This is a genomic window from Bacillus sp. FJAT-18017 (assembly GCF_001278805.1).
Taxonomy (GTDB): domain Bacteria; phylum Bacillota; class Bacilli; order Bacillales; family Cytobacillaceae; genus Bacillus_D.
Genome location: NZ_CP012602.1, coordinates 1,254,806 through 1,274,189 on the forward strand (window position 1 = coordinate 1,254,806; position 19,384 = coordinate 1,274,189).

16 protein-coding genes are annotated in these 19,384 nt (G+C 45.2%); 12 read left to right on the forward strand and 4 right to left on the reverse strand.

Annotated features, from left to right (window positions below):
* Positions 1 to 3: 3 nt before the first annotated feature.
* From AM500_RS05715 to argH, 3 genes are all read left to right on the forward strand, one after another.
* A complete protein-coding gene (locus AM500_RS05715; protein ID WP_053598369.1) occupies positions 4 to 1,113 on the forward strand; it encodes an ABC transporter ATP-binding protein in 1,110 nt (369 codons plus the stop codon).
* Entirely contained in the window at positions 1,110 to 2,801 is a 1,692-nt protein-coding gene (locus tag AM500_RS05720; RefSeq protein ID WP_053598370.1) for an ABC transporter permease, read from the forward strand. Before AM500_RS05715 ends, AM500_RS05720 begins: the two co-directional genes overlap by 4 nt.
* Positions 2,802 to 3,170: 369 nt before the next feature.
* On the forward strand, positions 3,171 to 4,661 hold the full coding sequence (gene argH / locus AM500_RS05725) for an argininosuccinate lyase (RefSeq protein WP_053601636.1): 1,491 nt from the start codon (positions 3,171 to 3,173) through the stop codon (positions 4,659 to 4,661).
* A 178-nt stretch (positions 4,662 to 4,839) separates the two neighbouring features.
* Here the strand turns inward: argH and AM500_RS05730 are convergent, their stop codons facing one another.
* The gene (locus tag AM500_RS05730) at positions 4,840 to 5,703 is read right to left on the reverse strand and encodes a LysR family transcriptional regulator (RefSeq protein ID WP_053598371.1); all 864 of its coding nucleotides are present in this window, start codon (positions 5,701 to 5,703) and stop codon (positions 4,840 to 4,842) included.
* Positions 5,704 to 5,847: 144 nt separating this feature from the next.
* Here AM500_RS05730 and AM500_RS05735 point away from each other — a divergent pair, with 144 nt between their 5' ends.
* From AM500_RS05735 to fabG, 9 genes are all read left to right on the forward strand, one after another.
* Positions 5,848 to 6,798 carry a DMT family transporter gene (locus tag AM500_RS05735; protein WP_053598372.1) on the forward strand — a complete coding sequence of 317 codons (951 nt, stop codon included), beginning with the start codon at positions 5,848 to 5,850 and terminating at the stop codon, positions 6,796 to 6,798.
* A gap of 1,087 nt (positions 6,799 to 7,885) precedes the next feature.
* The gene (locus tag AM500_RS05740) at positions 7,886 to 9,178 is read left to right on the forward strand and encodes an MFS transporter (RefSeq protein ID WP_053598373.1); all 1,293 of its coding nucleotides are present in this window, start codon (positions 7,886 to 7,888) and stop codon (positions 9,176 to 9,178) included.
* 104 nt (positions 9,179 to 9,282) lie between these two features.
* Positions 9,283 to 10,041, forward strand: coding sequence for a sigma-70 family RNA polymerase sigma factor (locus AM500_RS05745; RefSeq protein ID WP_053598374.1), 759 nt, complete (start codon positions 9,283 to 9,285; stop codon positions 10,039 to 10,041).
* A gap of 67 nt (positions 10,042 to 10,108) precedes the next feature.
* Positions 10,109 to 10,822: a FadR/GntR family transcriptional regulator gene (locus AM500_RS05750; protein ID WP_053598375.1), complete on the forward strand. Its 714-nt coding sequence runs from the start codon at positions 10,109 to 10,111 to the stop codon at positions 10,820 to 10,822.
* A gap of 24 nt (positions 10,823 to 10,846) precedes the next feature.
* Positions 10,847 to 11,833 carry a methylmalonyl Co-A mutase-associated GTPase MeaB gene (gene meaB / locus AM500_RS05755; RefSeq protein WP_053598376.1) on the forward strand — a complete coding sequence of 329 codons (987 nt, stop codon included), beginning with the start codon at positions 10,847 to 10,849 and terminating at the stop codon, positions 11,831 to 11,833.
* Positions 11,814 to 13,520, forward strand: a complete 1,707-nt coding sequence (locus AM500_RS05760) for an acyl-CoA mutase large subunit family protein (RefSeq protein WP_053598377.1) — start codon at positions 11,814 to 11,816, stop codon at positions 13,518 to 13,520. Before meaB ends, AM500_RS05760 begins: the two co-directional genes overlap by 20 nt.
* A 137-nt stretch (positions 13,521 to 13,657) precedes the next feature.
* Complete coding sequence (locus tag AM500_RS05765; RefSeq protein WP_053598378.1) at positions 13,658 to 14,056, forward strand: cobalamin B12-binding domain-containing protein; 399 nt, start codon at positions 13,658 to 13,660, stop codon at positions 14,054 to 14,056.
* Positions 14,057 to 14,129: 73 nt separating this feature from the next.
* On the forward strand, positions 14,130 to 15,521 hold the full coding sequence (locus AM500_RS05770; protein ID WP_053598379.1) for a phenylacetate--CoA ligase family protein: 1,392 nt from the start codon (positions 14,130 to 14,132) through the stop codon (positions 15,519 to 15,521).
* 468 nt (positions 15,522 to 15,989) lie between these two features.
* Positions 15,990 to 16,727 carry a 3-oxoacyl-ACP reductase FabG gene (gene fabG, locus AM500_RS05775; RefSeq protein ID WP_053598380.1) on the forward strand — a complete coding sequence of 246 codons (738 nt, stop codon included), beginning with the start codon at positions 15,990 to 15,992 and terminating at the stop codon, positions 16,725 to 16,727.
* Positions 16,728 to 16,853: 126 nt separating this feature from the next.
* Here fabG and AM500_RS05780 read toward each other — a convergent pair whose 3' ends face one another.
* The 3 genes from AM500_RS05780 to AM500_RS05790 form a co-directional block, all read right to left on the reverse strand.
* On the reverse strand, positions 16,854 to 17,033 hold the full coding sequence (locus AM500_RS05780) for a hypothetical protein (protein ID WP_053598381.1): 180 nt from the start codon (positions 17,031 to 17,033) through the stop codon (positions 16,854 to 16,856).
* Between the two features lie 296 nt (positions 17,034 to 17,329).
* Positions 17,330 to 18,772: a sodium/pantothenate symporter gene (gene panF / locus AM500_RS05785; protein WP_053598382.1), complete on the reverse strand. Its 1,443-nt coding sequence runs from the start codon at positions 18,770 to 18,772 to the stop codon at positions 17,330 to 17,332.
* Positions 18,757 to 19,029 (reverse strand): YhdT family protein, encoded by a 273-nt coding sequence (locus tag AM500_RS05790; protein ID WP_053598383.1) that lies wholly within the window; start codon positions 19,027 to 19,029, stop codon positions 18,757 to 18,759. The genes panF and AM500_RS05790 overlap by 16 nt, the downstream gene beginning before the upstream one ends.
* Positions 19,030 to 19,384: the final 355 nt, after the last annotated feature.

Genomic DNA, 19,384 nt, shown 5'->3' on the forward strand with positions numbered 1-19,384 from the left:
GGTATGGCGTCGATAAAAATAGAGAATGTCCAAAAAGCGTTTGGGAAAGTGATCGCAGTCGATCATTTGAACCTCGAAATCAAAGACGGTGAGTTCTTTACATTTCTCGGCCCAAGCGGCTGCGGCAAAACAACAACCCTCCGGATGATTGCCGGGTTCTATTACCCGACGAAAGGTGTCGTACGGTTCGGTGAAAAAGATATGACGCGTGTACCTCCTGAAAAAAGAAATACGGGCATGGTTTTCCAAAACTATGCCCTTTTTCCTCACATGACGGTTTTCGAAAATGTCGCATACGGCCTCAGGGTCAGGAAGGTCAAGTCCGCGGAACTGAAGTCTAGGGTCCAGGATGTCCTAAAAAAAGTCAGGCTTGATCAATATTCGGACCGTCAAGTCAGCCAGTTAAGTGGAGGGCAGCAGCAGCGCGTCGCCCTTGCGAGGGCATTGGTAATCGAGCCGGAAATCCTGCTCCTTGATGAGCCGCTTAGCAACCTGGACGCCAAGCTGCGCGACGAGATGCGAAGCGAGATTTTACGGCTGCAAAAGGAATATAAAATTACGACCATTTACGTAACGCATGATCAGGCGGAAGCCTTGTCGATGAGCGACCGGATCGCTGTGTTCAACTTCGGCGTTTGCCACCAGGTCGGCACACCGTCTGAGATTTACAATGAGCCAGTCAATGACTTCGTCGCCGGGTTCATCGGCGAGATTAATCTCTTGCCAGTGGCGGTTGAGAAGGTTGAAAGTGATTTTGTAACGGTTGCGGTGCCGAACGGTGATGGCTCGTCATCGAAAACAATCGTCGTACATAATGATCCATTTAATTATAATCCTGCTCATCAAGGACAGCTGGCATTGTCGGTCCGGCCGGAGTCCATCAAGATTTCGGAGGGAATCGCCGAGGGACCAAATGTGTTCAAGGGCAAGGTCGAGGAGGTTGCTTTCTTCGGCTCGCTCGTGAATGCAAAGGTCAATATCGATGGAATCGTCCTCGAAGTGAATGCATTGAACAATGTGAAAACCAATTTGAAAGTCGGCGCCGAGGTTTGGGTGACGCTGCCTGAGGACCAGATTCGAATCATACCAATCATAAGTGGTGAGCCTTCATGATTAAAAACCGTGATACGAGGTTTACACTATGGCTCTTGATTCCTGTCATGCTCGTCCTGGTTGCGTATGTGCTTTACCCGTCACTGCGGACATTTCTCGAAAGCTTGAACAAGGGCGGCAGCTTCACTCTCGCAAACTATCAGGATTTCTTCGTCCAGGAATCACGGACCAATCTGCAGGCGCTTTGGAATTCGGTCTACATTTCGGTATTGAGTGTGCTGGCGAGTGCGCTGATTGGAATTCCGCTTGCGTTTATTTTCAATAAATACGATTTTCCAGGAAGAAGCTTTTTTGCCTCGGCAGCAATTATGCCAATTGTCCTTCCATCGCTGGTCGGCGTTATGGCATTCATGTTCCTGTATGGTGAAACGGGCTTGATCCCGAATTTAATTAAGGATCTGTTCCGGCTTGACGAGGTGCCGTTCAAGATTGGCGGGGTTTCGGGCATCCTGATTGTCCACGCCTATACGATGTATGTGTATTTTTACATGACTGTTTCATCGGCGATTCATAAAATCGACCCGTCGCTGGAAGAGTCGGCATATAATCTGGGTGCGTCCCGCTTCAAGGTGTTCTGGACAGTGACGTTCCCGCTGCTGACGCCAGCGATTGTCGCGGCTTCATTGTTGGTGTTTATGATTTCAATGGCTTCGTTCAGTGCGCCGTTTTTGCTTGCAGGCGGGTATCGCGTTCTGAGCTTACAGATCTATTTTTCAAAACTGAACGGTGATATGGAAGTCGCTGCTACACAATCGGTGATTCTGTCCGTTGTGTCGATTGCGTTTCTGCTGTTCATGCGCTGGTACCAGAATCGCAAGGATTATCGGATGGCTTCAAAAGGAATTGGCGCCCATCGAAGCGAAGTCAAAAATCCAGTGATGAAGTGGATTCTCGTTGCAATCGGCGTGTTCGGGGTCATCATTCTGCTTCTGCCGCATTTCACGATTCTGCTATTGTCTCTGGTGCCGGACGGGACTTGGACTTGGCAGACGTATCCTAGCGTGTTTAATTTTGAAAACTATCGGCTGCTGTTCCAGGATCCAAATATCTTCAAACCGTTGAAAAACAGCTTGATCCTGTCATTTATTGCAACTGCGGGGAACCTGGTCTTCGGAGTGCTGACTTCGTATTTGCTTGTAAAGCGGAAGTTCGTCGGCAAAAGCTTCGTCGACATTCTCGTCATGATTCCATGGGCATTGCCGGCGACCGTTATCGGGATGAACTTGATCTTCGCATTCAACGAACCATCGATATTCTCATTCGGACACATTTTGGTCGGTACGTTCTGGATTCTGCCTTTGGCCTATTTTGTCCGGCATATTCCATTGGTTGTGCGTTCGACAAATGCCGTGCTCGAGCAGATGGACGACTCGATCGAAGAAGCATCAAGGAACCTTGGCGCGAAATGGTTTTATACGTTCAGGAAAGTAATCCTGCCAATCATTATGCCTGGTGTGTTAGCAGGTACGTTACTGGCGTTTGTGGAATCAGTCGGTGAATTCCCGACTTCCGTATTGCTCTATACGATTTCCAATCGTCCGATTTCAATTGAGATTATGAACCAGCTGCGGATGTTTAACATGGGGCAGGCTGCTGCGTACGGGATGATTCAGATTACGTTGATTGCTGTTGTGCTGTTTGTATCGAATAAGTTCTTTGGGGTAAAGGCGGAGAATTCGCTTTCGTAAATAGTGAGGTATTTTGTATCGGGCACATTTTGACTATTTCCAGAGGTCGAAATGGTGCCAATGCAGCTTATTGGGCACATTTTGATTATTTCCAGAGGTCGAAATGGTGCCAATGCAGCTTATTGGGCACATTTTGACTGTTCCCAGAGCCCGAAACGGTGCCAATGCAGGCTATTGGGCACATTTTGACTGTTCCCAGAGCCCGAAATGGTGCCAATGCCGCTAAGATTAGTAATCACCTAATATAGGGGTTTGAGTACGGAGTATTATTCAATAGAATGTGTTTAATAGATGAAACAGGGTACGGAGCTTGAATTTTTGACCAAAAACATACGAACGAAAACGACTGTCATAAATGGAGATGAAAATGTGAGTAAACTAGAGGATTTTATTACGGATGAAGGGGTTGCTTTTCCGGGGAAGACCTATGTTGAAAAGCTGTTGAAGCCGGTTTTTAATGACCAAAGGGATTACTTGTTCGACGTCATGTTCGATATTCATCGGGCCCACGTGATTATGCTGGCGGAGCAGAAAATCATTTCCGAATCGGAAGCGAAGCAGATGCTTGAGGGCATCAACAAAGTGGGAGAATCGGACCGGACTCTTCTTTCCTATCAGCCTGAATTCGAGGATTTGTTTTTCATGATGGAGGCGAAAATAGGCGAGGAAATCGGCGACGAATTGGCAGGAAAAATCCACATCGGCCGAAGCCGGAATGACATGGGGATTGCAATGTACCGCCTTGTGCTCAGGGAGCATCTCCTTAAGCTGCTTGGCAGTGCCCATCGGCTCAGCGAGGCATTGCTGGAACAGGCTGAACGGAACAAGGAAACCTATATGACCGGCTATACTCATACTCAGCCTGCGCAGCCGACAACTCTTGGCCATTATTTTCTAGCCATTTATGATGTATTGCAAAGGGATATTAAACGTTTGTGGGCTGCATACGAAACAGTTAATCAATCTGCGTTGGGGGCTGCGGCGCTTACAACAACCGGCTTTCCGATCAGCCGGGACCGGACTTGCGACTTGCTTGGTTTTGACAAGGTAATTGAAAACTCCTATGACTGCATTGGCGGGGCGGATTACCTGCTGGAAACAGCAACTGCGCTGATGACTTGCATGGTCAATACTGGCCGGTGGATTCAGGATTTCCTTCAGCACGTCACCAGGGAATTTGGCACTTTTTATGTTGCCGACCCATATGTACAGTGTTCAAGCATCATGCCGCAGAAGCGTAATCCCGTTTCAATCGAGCATTCACGTTCGATTGCGAGCAGTGCCTATGGAGAAGCTTTCGCTGCGGTGAGCATGATTCACAATACGCCTTTTGGTGATATTGTAGATACTGAGGATGATCTGCAGCCTCATCTGTATCGGGCTTTTGATAATGCGAATCGTGTCATGGCACTCATGTACGCGGTCATTGCGACATTGAAGGTGAATAAGGACCATGCGAAGGAAATGGCCCGTAAATCAAGTATCACGATTACCGAGCTAGCCGACACATTGGCGAGGGAATACGGTATTTCTTTCAGGAAAGCTCACTCCATCGCCAGCTACATTTCAAAAGAAACCATTAAACAGGGAAAAGAGCTGTATGAATGGGATATCGACCTGATTAACGAGGCCATCGGCAAGTTTGTTGATGTCAAACTGACCAGTGAGGAATGGCAAAAAATCATTTCTCCAGAATATTTCGTAGAAATTCGTGACATCCAGGGAGGCCCCAGCCCAAAAGAAGTCACTCGTATGATCAATAACCGAAAAGCCAGTCTGGAAGCCAAAATCACCGACTATGAACAGGTTGTCCAAAAACTTCGCGACAAGCGGAGAGAGCTGCTGGAATATAGTCTATGAGTAAAAGGGGACGGGTCTGCTTAACTGGGTTGGGGACTTTATGCGGGGATTTTCAGTAGAAGAAATACGTATAAAATATAAACGCCATTCCAAATTTTTTTGGAATGGCGTTTGCCGTTTTTGTTTAATCAGAAATTTGGGAAACCATGGCAGCCACCATAAACCACTTAACGTTCTATTAAACCGTTCTGCTTTTATCCATTTCTATTGTTTCGATAAATTTTTCAATCGTGGAAGTTAAGTACGTATCAGCTCTTCTAATAAAAACGGTTTTAATCTTACTGTATTGATCGGGAAGTGAATGGCATTGTATAAGTCCGCTTTGTTCCATATGGGTGATTGCTGACTTTGGAACGAATGAAACGCCAAGTCCTACCGAAACACTGCGCAAGATTGTTTCTAGTGTGCCGAATTCCATGACTTTTTGCGGCGTGATGTTTTGGTCCTTATACCAGGATTCAAGCCTGGCCCGGTAGCCACAGCCTTCGCTGAAGCATAAGAACGGTTCCTCTTTCAACTCTTCCAATGTTGATTCGCTCCTGGCTGAAATTAAAACAAGCTCCTCATCAAACACTTCATGAGCTACAAGGTCAGGATGAAAAACTGACTCTGTAACGAACGCTCCGTCCAGCTTATGATTCAATACGTCTTCTTCCAAGCTTTCAGTAACACCTGTGAATAACGACAAATCGACATTTTTATATCTCTTAATATATTTAGATAAGATAATTGGTAAATCAATGACGGTTTCAACTGTGCCAATTTCTAATTTTCCAGACGGTTCTTCTTTATTTTGAACGGCTTTTTTCATTTCATCTGTTAGCAATAATATTTCTTTGCTATATGTTAATAGTTTTTTTCCTTCAGGTGTCAAACTCATACCGCGGCGATGCCGGTTAAACAACTGGGTATTCAGTTCAGTTTCGAGCTTTTGAATTCTCGATGTAATGTTCGATTGAACGTATCTAAACTCTTTTGCTACTTCAGAAACAGTTCCTTTTTCTGCTACCTTCAGGAAGATTTCTAAGTCCTTAAATTCCACGATTTCTCCCCCTTGCCCCTTTTCACCTTTTCTTTAATGATATCAAAAAAAATGATGATAATCATTATAAACATTCATTTTACGTGATACCCAAATCCATATACAATGATGTTTACGATTGCTTTATGAAAGAGGGAAGAGAAATTGAGAAATTCGGTACTTTTAGGGGCTATTTTATGTTTTATTGCGGCAGTTTCATGGGGAGCAATGTTTCCTGTAGCACATGCTGCTTTCAAACATATAGATCCATTCTATTTTACAATCATACGTTACGGAGCTGTTACGATCATTTTAGTAGCGTTACTATTATGGAAAGAAGGAAGGAAGGCTTTTCAATTTGAAGGAAAAGGCCTTTATCTATGGTTTTTCGGAACAATGGCGTTTACGGTTTACAATCTACTCATCTTCTGGGGAGAAGATTTATTAGGTGAATCAGGAGTGATGGTAGCATCCATTATGGAGTCGCTAATGCCGATGATTTCCATAGTGATTGTTTGGATGATTTTTAAGGACCGCCCTCATCTATTCACATTAATATGTGTACTGGTTTCATTTATCGGTGCTATGTTAGTGATCACAAAAGGTGATCTTAAAGCCTTTATTGGAGCGACGGATCACTTTATTCCTTCAATGCTTATCTTGATTGCAGTTGTTGGATGGGTCATTTACACGATGGGTGGCAATGAGTTCAAAGGTTGGTCTGCTTTGCGGTATTCAACGTTAAGCTGCTTACTCGGAACAATCACAGCCGCTATTGTTACAGTAGGGGCAACACTGGTTGGATATGTACCGGTTCCAACAGCAGATGGCATCAAAGCAGTTGGCCCGCACTTATTGTTTATGATCATATTCCCTGGCGTTATTGCGCTGCTTGGCTGGAATATCGGTGTGAGTTTATTATCACCATTAAACGCGCTGTTGTTCATTAACTTTGTTCCCGTTACAACACTCTCCATTTCGATTTTTCAAGGGAATGATGTAACCACATTCGATTTACTTGGTACTGTCCTTATCATCGTTTCACTTTTATCTAATAATATTTATGTGAGGATGTCACAAAAGAAAGAATCAGTTCAGCAAGTCCAAACAATTTGAGTGAACGGATATCATACTGCAGACAAAACAGGGTAGTATCGGCAACAGGTTTTTTCCAGTAAATATCTAAATGCTCATATCAGTGTAAAAACGGCTCATATCAGGCTCATATCGGCAGCAAATTGGCTCATACGAGGCTCATATCGGCAGCAAAACGGCTCATATAATTTTGAATGATGGGTTCAAATGTGGGGTTGGTCAAATGAATCCAGCCTAAGAAGAAGGTCGATTTCCTTGTTAAGAGAGAAATCGACCTTTTTTGTAACCACTTAAGAGGATAGTCGCAGGAGATTAATTCAATTAAATAATGTTCTTGGGCTGATTTTTTTAAAAAAATATAAAAAATTTCGACCGGAAACGTGTTATATAATTGCTATTTTAGAAAAGGGAGGAGCTTGGAACAGTTGTCAGAATCCAGGTTGTTACTGAGATAAAAATTAGTCCACTAAAGTGGATAAAGACTCCAGAATGTTCTTGCTTGTCCCCCTGACCTGACTAAATTGAGATGCATTTCCTCTACCAATACACTTAAATTAAAAACCTTCCTTGATCTTCAAGGGAGGTTTCCTGTTTATGTAAATCAGACGTTTTGCTGGGATAGTTTACACTGTTGATAAAGTAATTACTGTCGAAAGATATTAACCTAAATATTTAGAATTTTCAGTTGACAGTCCGAAATGAATTTTATATTATAGGCTTCAAGCAAGTAAGATTGTCAGACAATCAGACTGACAGACTAATTTTTAATTACCGTCCAAGTTTCCTCTTTTTGTTCTCATCTTAGACTACTTCCTAAATGTCGTTAGTCCCTCAGCCTTCGGGTAGTCATGTTTCCTTTTATTTTTACACTAAAATGTCAGCGCTTACATAATACAAAAATTTCACAATCCGCAAAAGTATTGACAGCGCTCTCAGAATTATTGGAAAGGAGGTTTATTTACAAGGGTTAAATTAGAAAAGCCCACTACAAGTAAAAACCGCAATCTTTTAATAAATAAACATTTTAGAAGTTTTAAACTGACAACATCACAAGTGCCTTTCAGACAGCTTGACCATTTCGTTATTTAAAAAGGAGAGGGTTTGATTAATGGCTACTCCAGAAACAAAGGTCGCTGCAGGAATCCCCACTAGGCGCAGAGTAAAAGCCCGGTGGTGGGTTATGATTTTGATTTTTATCAGTACAGTTCTGGCCTATACCGATCGCTCCAATATATCAATTGTAGCAGTTACGATGATGGAGGAATTCGGCTGGAACGAACAGCAATTCGGCCTTTTGGCTTCGGCGTTTTTTGTTGGTTACCTATTGTTGGGGATACCTGCAGGGTGGATGTCGGATAAATGGGGCGGTGTCAAGTTCCTGGCTGCCGGGGTAGCGATTTGGTCCGTGTTTACTATCGCAACACCACTTGCCTGGAGCTTCGGATCAATGATTTTGTTCCGTTTCCTGCTCGGAGTTGGGGAGGCTGTAAACTTCCCTTCACATACTTCGGTTGTGTCCAGATGGTCTCCCATACATACGAGAGGCCGATGGCAGGGGCTGAATATGTCAGGGATGGCGGTAGGGGTTATGATAACCGCGCCAGTCACAACCTATCTGACATCAAAATTTGGCTGGCATTCTTCGTTTTACGTTTTTGGAGCTTTGGGGATTATATGGTCAATCGTTTGGCTAAAAATGGCGACTGACGATCCGAAAGATCATCCGTTCATCTCAAAAGAGGAACTGGATGAAATGGAGCCGGATAAAACGGCAGCACCTGTGAAGGAGTTCAAGATTCCCTGGTCAAAGATGCTTCAGATCAAGGAAGTTTGGGGCCTTACACTCATCTACTTTTTCCAGAATTACAATTGGTATTTATACCTTACCTGGCTGCCGGCTTATTTCATGAAGGAACGAGGTTTTACACTTCTAAAAGTCGGAATCTATGGTGCGCTTCCATGGCTCGGGGCTTTCATTGCAATGAATGTGGCCGGAATTTTATCGGATCATTTGGCAAAAAAATACTCGTTATCAACCGCAAGAAGAATTCCGATTTATATTTCATTCCTGGGTACAGCCATCTTTATGGCATTGGGTGCTTATACACCAAATGAATGGGCCGCACTCGCCTATATCACACTTTCCGTTACCTGTTTAGGGCTAAACTTTACGATGTTCTGGACCCTCCCAATCGATATTGGGCCGAAAACAGCCGGAACATTGTCGGGAATCATGAACACTTCAGGAACGATTGCCGGGATCATTGCACCTGCGCTCACAGGGTATTTGATCATCACTCTCGGGTCATGGCAATATGTTCTGTTTTTAGGTGCAGCACTTGCTTTAATGGGAGCAATTCTCACACGCTTCATGGTTTCGGCAAAACAAGTTCTCGATTAATGCAGGCCGGTCAAAAGATATGGCGAGTACCGCTCATCCCGTCAACCTTTATAGTGGCGAGAAAATCATATCTTTTGACCAAAAAATGAAAGCAGGGGAAGAAAATGTTTTTAACCGATAAAGACACCTTAAAAGCCGCACAACAAAATGAAGCCTTTCTGAATGATCTCCTTCAAAGCAGCGAGGCCTTTAAATTCGTAAAATATTCGATTAAGGAATATACGAAATCTCCGGCAAAATTCATGGCGGTGAACAAGGTAGAGTGGGAGGACCTTCTTCAGGCCTCGTACATAGGATTGTTCAACGCGATCCGGAGAATGGATTTGAGACTCTCCCAAAAGGAGTGGGTAAAATATGCTTTTCTTACGATTAAAGGTGAGCTGAGGAATTTCTCGCGCTCCAACGATTCGAATATGATTGTCATCTCGCAGCGAATACGCGAACTGTATCCGAAATATAAAAAATTTCACGAGGAGTATTGGGTGAAGCACCAGACTGACCCAACCATCCAGGACACAATGGAGTATTTCAACATAAGTAAGGACGATGCGTTCGACCTGGTTTATGGCATGCAGGAAATCATCTACCAGGAGAGCGCCCGCAAACGAGCAAGTCTTGTTGCTGGTGAGCCGGCTTACCAATTCAGGGCTAAAGCTCAAAGTGTGGAAGACCTGGTAGTCAACAATATTCTTGTAAAAATGTACTTGGACTTTGTTAATGAAAAGCAGCGGAAGGTTATCTATCTTCATTATTTCAAGGGATTCAGCAAAACGGAGGTTTCGAGGATTATGGGATGCTCACCGGCAATGGTAACGAAACACCTTACTACTGCTTTTGACCATATTAGAAGAAAGATAGGATAAGAATTTTTTCTCTACTCCCATTGTCAGACAATCAGACAAACTACAAATTCAAAAATGAGGGAGCGCGATGTTTAAGGTTATTGGCAAGAAAAAGAAATTTGAAGAAGTGCTCGATCAAATTAAATCGCTGCTGATTCGCAAAGAGCTGAGGATTGGCCAAAAGCTGCCTAATGAAATTGAATTATCCGATTCGATGGGCATCAGCAGGTCCTCCCTGAGAGAGGCATTCAAAGTGCTGTCTGTTCTTGGCATCATCGAAGGAAAATCAGGTGAGGGGACTGTCATCAAGCAGGCCGACCCGGAAAATTTAAAAAGCATCATGTCTTTAGTTGCCATTTCGCGGGGGCTTGATACGAATGAACTGTTTGAGGTGCGGACGATCCTTGAGGCAGCGGCGGCCAGTTATACGGCAGCAAGGCGAACTGAAAAGGAACTGGCGCATATTGAACAAATTCTGTTGGAAATGGATGAACACTATGTTTCAGGAGATGAAGAGGCACAATCACAGTTCGACTTCCTGTTCCATCAAGCGATTGTAAAGGCATCACAGAACCGGCTGCTGTTAATGCTGGTAGAGGTCATTTCTGACTTATTAAGTGAACAAATCCGCAATACCCGTAGTGAGCTTTCAACCTCTCCAGAAATACTGAAGCGATTCCAGCGGGAGCACTGGGCCATTTTTGCGGCAATAAAAGAGAAAGATTCAGTAAAGGCGCAGAAAATCATGTCTGAACACTTAGTCCTTGCGAAAGCAGAACTCGGCGTTGTCCGGGTTGATTAAGCTATTTAAAAAGGAGGTGCTGTTTTGCAAAAGCTATCTCAATTTTTCGATTCAAAAAGTGCTGTTGCTTTAGGGAAGCTTTTGAAGGAAGTTGAAAACCAAACACCAGCAAGTATCGACATCCTGAAGGAGAGCTCATTCCGAAAAGGAAATGCCCATATCGTCGGCATTACCGGACCGCCTGGTGCGGGAAAAAGTACGCTGGTCAGCAAGCTGGCCAAGAAACTTGCCGAAGAAGGCGTCAACCTCGCTATCGTATGTGTCGACCCGACCAGCCCTTTTACCAAAGGTGCTCTTCTCGGAGACCGGATCCGGATGCAGGAGCTGGCCAAGCTGCCGAATGTGTTTATTAAAAGCCTGGCAACACGGGGGAATCTTGGCGGGCTGGCCTCATCGACGGCGGATATAGCGAGTGTCCTTGATGCTTACGGGATGGACATCATTTTGATTGAAACTGTCGGAGTCGGCCAAATTGAATTCGATGTTCTGGAGGTTGCCGATACAGTCCTGCTTGTCAATGTACCTGGCCTCGGTGACTCGCTGCAAACAATGAAGGCGGGCATCATGGAAATTGCTGATGTATTTGTTATCAATCAGGCTGACCGGCCGGGTGCTGACCAAAGTGTCAAGGATCTGAATATTATGATCCGTGAGTCGGGGAAAATGGACTGGCGCCCTCCGATCCGCAAAACAATTGCCACTCAAGGAGAAGGAATTGATGACTTAATCGCGGAAATGATTGCCCATAAGGACTACCTTCAATCAACAGGCTTGTGGAAGAAAAAACGCGAGGCGAGAAATCTTGCCAGGTTGGACAGCATGATTCATGAGCTTTTAACAAGGGCAGTTGACGAAACAATTAACCGCAGTGATTATCTTCAGCAAAAGATCCAGGATGTTAAAAATGGAATCAATGATCCTTTCACGATTTCACAAGAGATTGTTACTAGTTTGGTAGGCGACAAGACGACAAACCAATATGGAGGTTACCATGGTGCAAAAAACAACTAAAGAAACTGGGAAACTATTTGATCAGGACATTGTAAATGAAATTGAGAAGCAAAAACAGCGCTGGCAGGAAGAAACAGTTAAGGGCAGGGACGGCGGAGATAACTTTTATTCAGACTCCGGCATTCCGGTTAAACTTCTCTATACCCCAGATGATGTTAAGGACCTTGATTACCAGAAAGATATCGGTTTTTCCGGTGAAGCTCCATATGTCAGGGGTGTTTATCCAAATATGTACCGCGGCCGGCTGTTCACGGTCAGGCAAATTGCCGGCTACGGGACTCCTGAGGATACGAATGAGCGCTTTAAGTTCCTTTTGAAAAATGGCGCAACCGGGACGAGCGTGGTGCTCGACCTGCCAACAATCCGCGGCTATAACTCCGACGACCCTGAAGCAGAAGGCCATGTGGGCGCGGCTGGTGTCGCAATTGATTCGATTGAAGATATTGAGGCTTTATATGAAGGAATCCCGATTGACGAAGTTTCGAGCAATATCGTTACCCACTTGCCAAGTACAACTGTTGTATTGATGGCGATGTTTGCTGCAGCAGCCGAAAAGAAAGGGATTCCGCTGGAAAAATTGTCTGGGACTAACCAGAATGATTTCCTGATGGAAACGGCAATTGGCAGTTCACTCGAGGTGCTTCCGCCAAAAGCATCATTCAGGCTGCAATGTGATGCGATTGAATATGCAAGCAAAAATCTGCCAAGGTGGAATCCGGTCAGCTATAACGGCTATAACCTGAGGGAAGCCGGTACGACAGCAGTCCAGGAAGTTGCCTGCGCGATTGCAAACGCAATTGCTACTTCGGAAGAATTGATCCGCCGCGGCAATAAAATTGATGACTTTGCCAAGCGCCTGTCATTTTTCTGGAACCTGTTCAATGATTTCTTTGAAGAAATCGCGAAATGCCGCGCATCACGACTGGTCTGGCACGAGGTAATGACTGAACGCTTCAATGCCCAGCATCCGAAATCCCAGTTGATGAGGTTCCATGTTCAGACTGCCGGTATTACGCTAACAAAAGTTGAGCCTCTCAACAATATTGCCCGGTCCGCAATCCAGGGACTTGCGGCAGTTCTCGGCGGTGCTCAGTCACTGCATGTCGATTCGTTTGATGAAGCATACTCTGCTCCAACTGAGGAGTCAGCGCTAATCTCGATCAGGACACAGCAAATCATCCAGGCGGAAACGAATGTGGTCAATACCGTTGACCCGCTGGCAGGCTCTTATTTTGTGGAAAGCCTGACGAAAGAAATGGCCCAGCGTATCCGTGATTATATCGCGGAAATCGAAGACCGCGGCGGTTTGGTAGAGTGTGTTGAAACCGGCTGGCTGCATCGCGAAATTTCCGATTTTGCTTATCAGATGCAAAAGGATATCGAAAGCGGCAAGCACAAAATTGTCGGGCTCAATTACTTCCCATCCGAACAGGATAAAACAAAGGTGCCAGTCTTCAGGTATCCTGAGACAGCCGAAGCCCGCCAAAAGGAAAAGCTCCGTAAGCTTCGTGAAAAGCGCAACCAGGAAAAGGTTGAAAAAGCCCTTGCCGTCTTGCGCCAAAAATGCCATGAGGATGTAAACCTGATGCCTTATATCAAGGAAGCGGTCCTTGAATATGCGACCCTTGGTGAAATTGAAGAAGTTTTCCGTGAAGAATTCGGCCTCTGGCAGTTCCCGTTGGCGTAATTCCGCCTTCCAGCAGGATCCGCAGGCAGGTCGGCTGCTGGAAGGTTCTACTAAAATAGATCGGCCTCTGGATGTAAGTTCCAGTTGGCGCAAAATACTATACATTTCTTTTTGAAAATAAGAGGAGGTTTTCGTTCATGCAAGTAAAAGTCGTCATGGCTAAATTGGGCTTGGATATTCACTGGCGAGGCGCGCTTGTTGTTTCACGGATGCTGCGTGATGAAGGGATGGAGGTTGTTTACCTTGGCAATCAGTTTCCTGAACAAATTGTTGATGCTGCTATCCAGGAGGGAGCGGATGTCATCGGGCTCAGCACGCTTGGTGGAAATCATTTGACCCTTGGTCCAAAGGTTGTCCAAATCGCCAGAGAAAAAGGCGTTGATGCGCTGATTATCATGGGCGGAGTCATTCCGGAGGATGATATTCCACCATTGAAGGAAGCCGGGATTGCCGAAGTGTTTGGCCCTGAAACGTTGATTGGGAATATCGCAGACTTTATCCGTTCGAATGTGAATCAATCGACGATCGCAAAGTAGAAGAATGCCTATGCCAGAGGGCTGCACAATTTCGGTGCGGCCTTCTATTAAACCAGTAAAAGGAGGGAGTCCTATGCTAAAAATGCCATTACTTAAGCAATGGCCGCCCAAATATGATTCTAGCTACCTTCCTGAAACCGATGAAAAATATTGGTACAAAGACATCGAGACGGCTTCAAAGGAAGAACTGGATGAGATTGTTTTTGCAAAAATAAAAAACGTGCTCAATTATGCCCAGGAAAAATCCGGTTTCTATCAGAGAAAGTGGGCAAAGGATGGATTCCATCCAGAGGATGTTAAAAGTTTAAAAGATTTCGAGCAGGTGCCGATTACCACCAAAGCCGAGGTAAGAGAGGATTTAGAGGAGTACGCACCGTTTGGGTCGAACGTTTGTATTCCGTTCTCCGAGGTGCATCGGATTCAGGGGACTTCCGGTACAACAGGAAAGCCAACGGTCTTTTCGTTTGGAAAGGATGATTGGGAACGGATTGCCCATCAGCATGCCCGTATCATGTGGAGTTTCGGGATGAGGCCAAGTGATCTGATGTTCATCGCGTCTCCGCTTAGCCTGTATATCGGCAGCTGGGGTGCACTCATCGGTGCAGAAAGGCTTGGAGCAAAAACCTTTCCGTTCGGAGCGGGGCAGCCGGGACAAACAGAGAAGGCGGTTTATTGGCTGAAGGAAGTTAAGCCGACCGTATTTTACGGGACTCCTTCGTACGCTCTGTATCTTGCGGAAAAAGCAAGGGAACTTGGGGTTGATCCAAAGGAATTTGGATTCAGGATTCTGTTCTTCTCGGGTGAACCAGGAGCAGGCGTGCCGGCGACGAAAAAGAAGATTGAAGACACGTTCGGAGGAATTTGCATTGATTCCGGGACAATGGCTGAAGTTACGCCATGGATGAGCAACACCGAATGCGAGCATCGCCAGGGAGTCCACCTGTGGCAGGATGTGGTGTATACGGAGGTTGTCGATCGCGATACTCATCGTCTTGTTCCTTACGGAGAAGAAGGAGTTCCCGTTTACACTCCGCTTGAACGAACCTCTCAGCCGGTCATTCGCTATTGGTCAGGTGATTTAACGACCTGGACAGATGAACCATGCTCATGCGGGCGGGTGTATCCACGCCTGCCAAAGGGGATTTATGGCCGAATTGATGACATGGTTACAGTCCGCGGCGTCAATGTTTATGCTAGTCTGCTCGAAAATGTCATCAGAAGGATCGACGGACTTGGCGAAGAATTCGTAATGGTCGTTACCCGAGACCACATCATGGACGAAGTGACCGTTCAATGTGAAAGCCTTGGAACAAGAAACGATACAGAGTTGAAGGAACAGCTGTCAAAGGAACTGAAGCGGGAATGCGGTGTCACATTCGCCATCGACCTGCTTCCTATGGGAACACTGGATAGGACGCAGTTCAAGGCGAAGCGGGTAATTGATAAGAGGAATTTCAGGTCTTAGGTTAACGGCCGTAATTTGGAATAGATGAGTGCGGTTCTTTATAAAAGCAAGGTCGTCATTCATAAAAGCGATGAATAACAACTCGTGTGTGTTAAGGCAACAAGATGTCATTCATAAAGGCGATGAATGACAACTCGTGTGTGTAAAGGCAACAAGATGTCATTCATAAAAGCGATGAATGACAACTCGTGTGTGTAGAGGCAACAAGATGTCATTCATAAAAGCGATGAATGACAACTCAAGTGTGTAAAGGCAACAAGATGTTATTCATTAAAGTGATGAATGACAACTCGGGTGAGTTAATGCCACAAGATGTTATTCATAAAATTGATGAATAACAACTCGAGCGTGTTAAGGCAACAAGATGTCATTCATAAAAGCAATAACAAATACCGCTCGTGAATTTGTTTTTAACGGAGGAAATGTCGCGGCATTTCCTCTCTAGCCATGGAAAAGGGAGGCATACATATGAAGCTGAAAGACCAAGTAGCATTGATTACTGGCGGTGCAAATGGAATCGGTAAAGTAACTGCCGAGAAATTCCTAAGTGAAGGGGCAAAAGTTGTTATCAGCGACTTCAATGAGGAAGCCGGTCAAAAAGCGGAACGGGAGCTTGCCGAGATTGGAGCGGTTAAATTCGTCCATGGGAACGTCGCTGATACGGAAGGTGTTAAACGAATGGTTGAGGAGGCTGTTGCCGCTTTTGGCAGGATTGATATTCTTGTCAACAACGCCGGGATCACCATCGATGGGCTGCTGACAAAAATGGATGAAGATTCATGGGAAAAAGTGATTTCCGTTAATTTGACGGGTGTGTTTAAGTGTACGAAAGAAGTTGTTCCCCTCATGCTCGAGCAAGGATCCGGTGTCATCCTGAATGCTTCGTCGGTGGTCGGCATCCATGGAAATGTAGGGCAGACAAATTATGCGGCTACGAAGGCAGGGGTAATTGGCCTGACGAAAAGCTGGGCAAAGGAGTTCGGTCCTAAGGGAATCAGAGTCAATGCTGTCGCGCCAGGCTTCATTGTCACCGATATGACGGCGAAGGTGCCGCAAAAGATTCTTGATATGATGGAGTCCAAAACTCCGCTGCGGAAGCTCGGCCGTCCAGAGGATATTGCTGCCGCATATTTGTTTTTAGCCAGTGAGGACGCAGGTTTTATTAATGGCACAGTATTAAGCGTTCACGGCGGGCTGGTCATTTAATCAATCTATTGCTATTTGAAGGAAAAGGAAGCAGGGAATAGTCCCCTGCTTCCTTTTCTCGTCTATACTTGCCGCAAATTTATGTATCATATGAAGGTATCTAATTCGTTTTTCAGTGTATTTGTGTTAATAAGATGAGCTAAGCCGGGTGTACTCGAATGAAAATGGCTGGGTAAGCTCAAGGGTCACGAGATCCGCATCGATATAGAGATAGCCATTTTTTTGTTGTACAAGCAAGGCTTTCTTAAGCTGAAGTATACTCATCCCGGGGCGTTTTTTAAGCATTTCCGCTAATGTTGTTTTCATGCTTAACCATCCTTTCATTCTTTCGTTACCACTATTATCACATTGTTTATATGTAATAAATAGCTATAAATGTTGCAGCATGTTGACCAATTCGTGTCTAATTTTCGTCTAAATGGGACTAGCCTGCTGTAGATTTTTGTCGTTTTAGGGTTAGTGACTTGAGGCTTTTAAGGTGGGTGCTCTTAAATTTGGGCGTGTAGGCCGAACTGGGGTGGGGCTGCCTGACTTGATGGCATCGACCCATTTTTTCAAAAACAACCCGCTAGCCTAAATGGTTAGCGGGTTGTTTGCTCTCGTTAGATAATGCTTTGGTGCTGGGTTTTGTGTTTCGTCGCTTTGCTTACGAGTACGAATACAAGGAGTGATGCAATTATTGGGATTGTTACACTATGCATGCCAAATAAATTTCCATGAGCTTGATAAATATAAACATACGAAACAAGTCCGACTATCATCGATGCGATGGCTCCGTATTTATTGGCGCCTTTCCAATAGAGGCCAAGCACGACGTTCCATAAGAAGGCCGATTCAAGACCGCCGAATGCGAACAGGTTCAGCCAGATTAATAGTTCTGGTGGATTTAAGGCGAAGAGCACAACGGCTATTCCGACGACGGTCGTGATGATAAAGCTCATCTTCTTTATTTCCGCGTCTTTTGCTGCTGGTTTGATATAGTTCAAGTACACGTCTTTTACAAGTGTCGAGCTTACTAAGATAAGCAATGCGTTGACTGTGGACATAATGGCTGCCATCGGGGCTGCCAATACGACTCCGGCAAGTACCGGCGGCAGGATTTCGAGTGTTAAGGTCGGCATGACTTTGTCGCCGATTTCAATCCCTGGAATGACGGCCCGTCCAAAAACTCCGATTAGGTGCATCCCAAACATGATTGTTCCGATGCCGATTGTTCCGATGATGATTGCACGATGCATGCCTTTTGAGTCTTTGTAGCTCATCGCGCGAACGGCGATTTGCGGCAAGCCGATTACGCCAATCCCTATTAAAATCCAGAAGGTAGATACATAGAGCGGCGACAGGCTTGCATCTGCGCCGTACGGTGAAACAAGGTTTGGATTTTCGGCTACAAGTTCGGCCATAATCGCAGAAACTCCACCGCCTTCAATGATAACGGCGACGAGGAGGATGACTGTACCGATAATCATTACTGAACCTTGCAGTGCATCTGTCAATGCAACAGCCGCAAAGCCGCCGACAATGACATAAACAAGGACGGCCACTGCGAAAATCAGTAAGGCTCCCCGGTAGGATAACCCTGTCAATGATTCTATTAAACGTGCCCCGCCGACCCATTGTGCTGTCATTGAGGCGAATAAAAACACAAAGATCGCAAGTGCGGAAAGCAGCACGATTGCATTTGATTGATAGCGTGCTTTTAGGAAGTCAATTAACGTAATTGCTTCATATTTACGAGCGATAATCGCGAATTTTTTTCCTAAGATCATCAGGACAAAGTAGCCTGCTGGCAATTGAGCCATGGCAAGCAGCACCCAGCCCAGGCCGGTTTGATAGGCTACACCAGGACCGCCGATAAAGCTTGATGCGCTTCCATATGTCGCCATCATCGTCATCGCGAGCAGGAATCCGCCCATTTCACGGCCGCCCAGGAAGTAATCTGATAAAAATGAGTCAGAACGCCGGATATAGGCGTTTGCCCAAAAGCCAATAAAGAAAATAATAATAAGAAATAGTGCGAGTGGAGCGATTACTTGCCAGTGCATTCTTCATCTCCCTCTTCTAGTGGAACTTCGGTGAAGAAGAATTTCATGACTACGGCAATTAACACAATCATGAAAATCGTCCCAGCAATGCAGCTATAAAAGAACCATGCCGGAAAACCGAGGATATACGTGTATTTTGTCGGGTCTTGATTCCCGAGCCCATACGCAAAACCATACCAAATAATAAAGTTTATTATTACTAGAATCACACCGATGATTGCTTCCCGGTGTGCAATTTTAAAGCGTTTATCTTCCATATGCACACACCTTTCCCTTTTATATTTTAAACGTACTTTCTGGAAAAACAAGCAGGAATGCAAACTGTGGCGGTTCTTGTTGGCTGGAAATGAAAGGATAGAAGTCTGCCGAAAGCTGGAGGGTATGGGATGCAGGGACGAGATGAGGGGAGCCATGTCGAAGCTTCGTTTTTTGTTGAAGGCTGTGCGTATAGGCATGAGATGGGGTCTCGGTGTATCGGCCAGTTTTTCCAAAAAAGAAAAAATCTTTAAAACTAGTAGCGCTTAGGCGTTACTTTTTTTATGCTTGATGTATGTGTTTGGTGATTTGGATAGGGGGATGAAAATCGCCCCCCTTTACCCCTTTCCGGGAGAG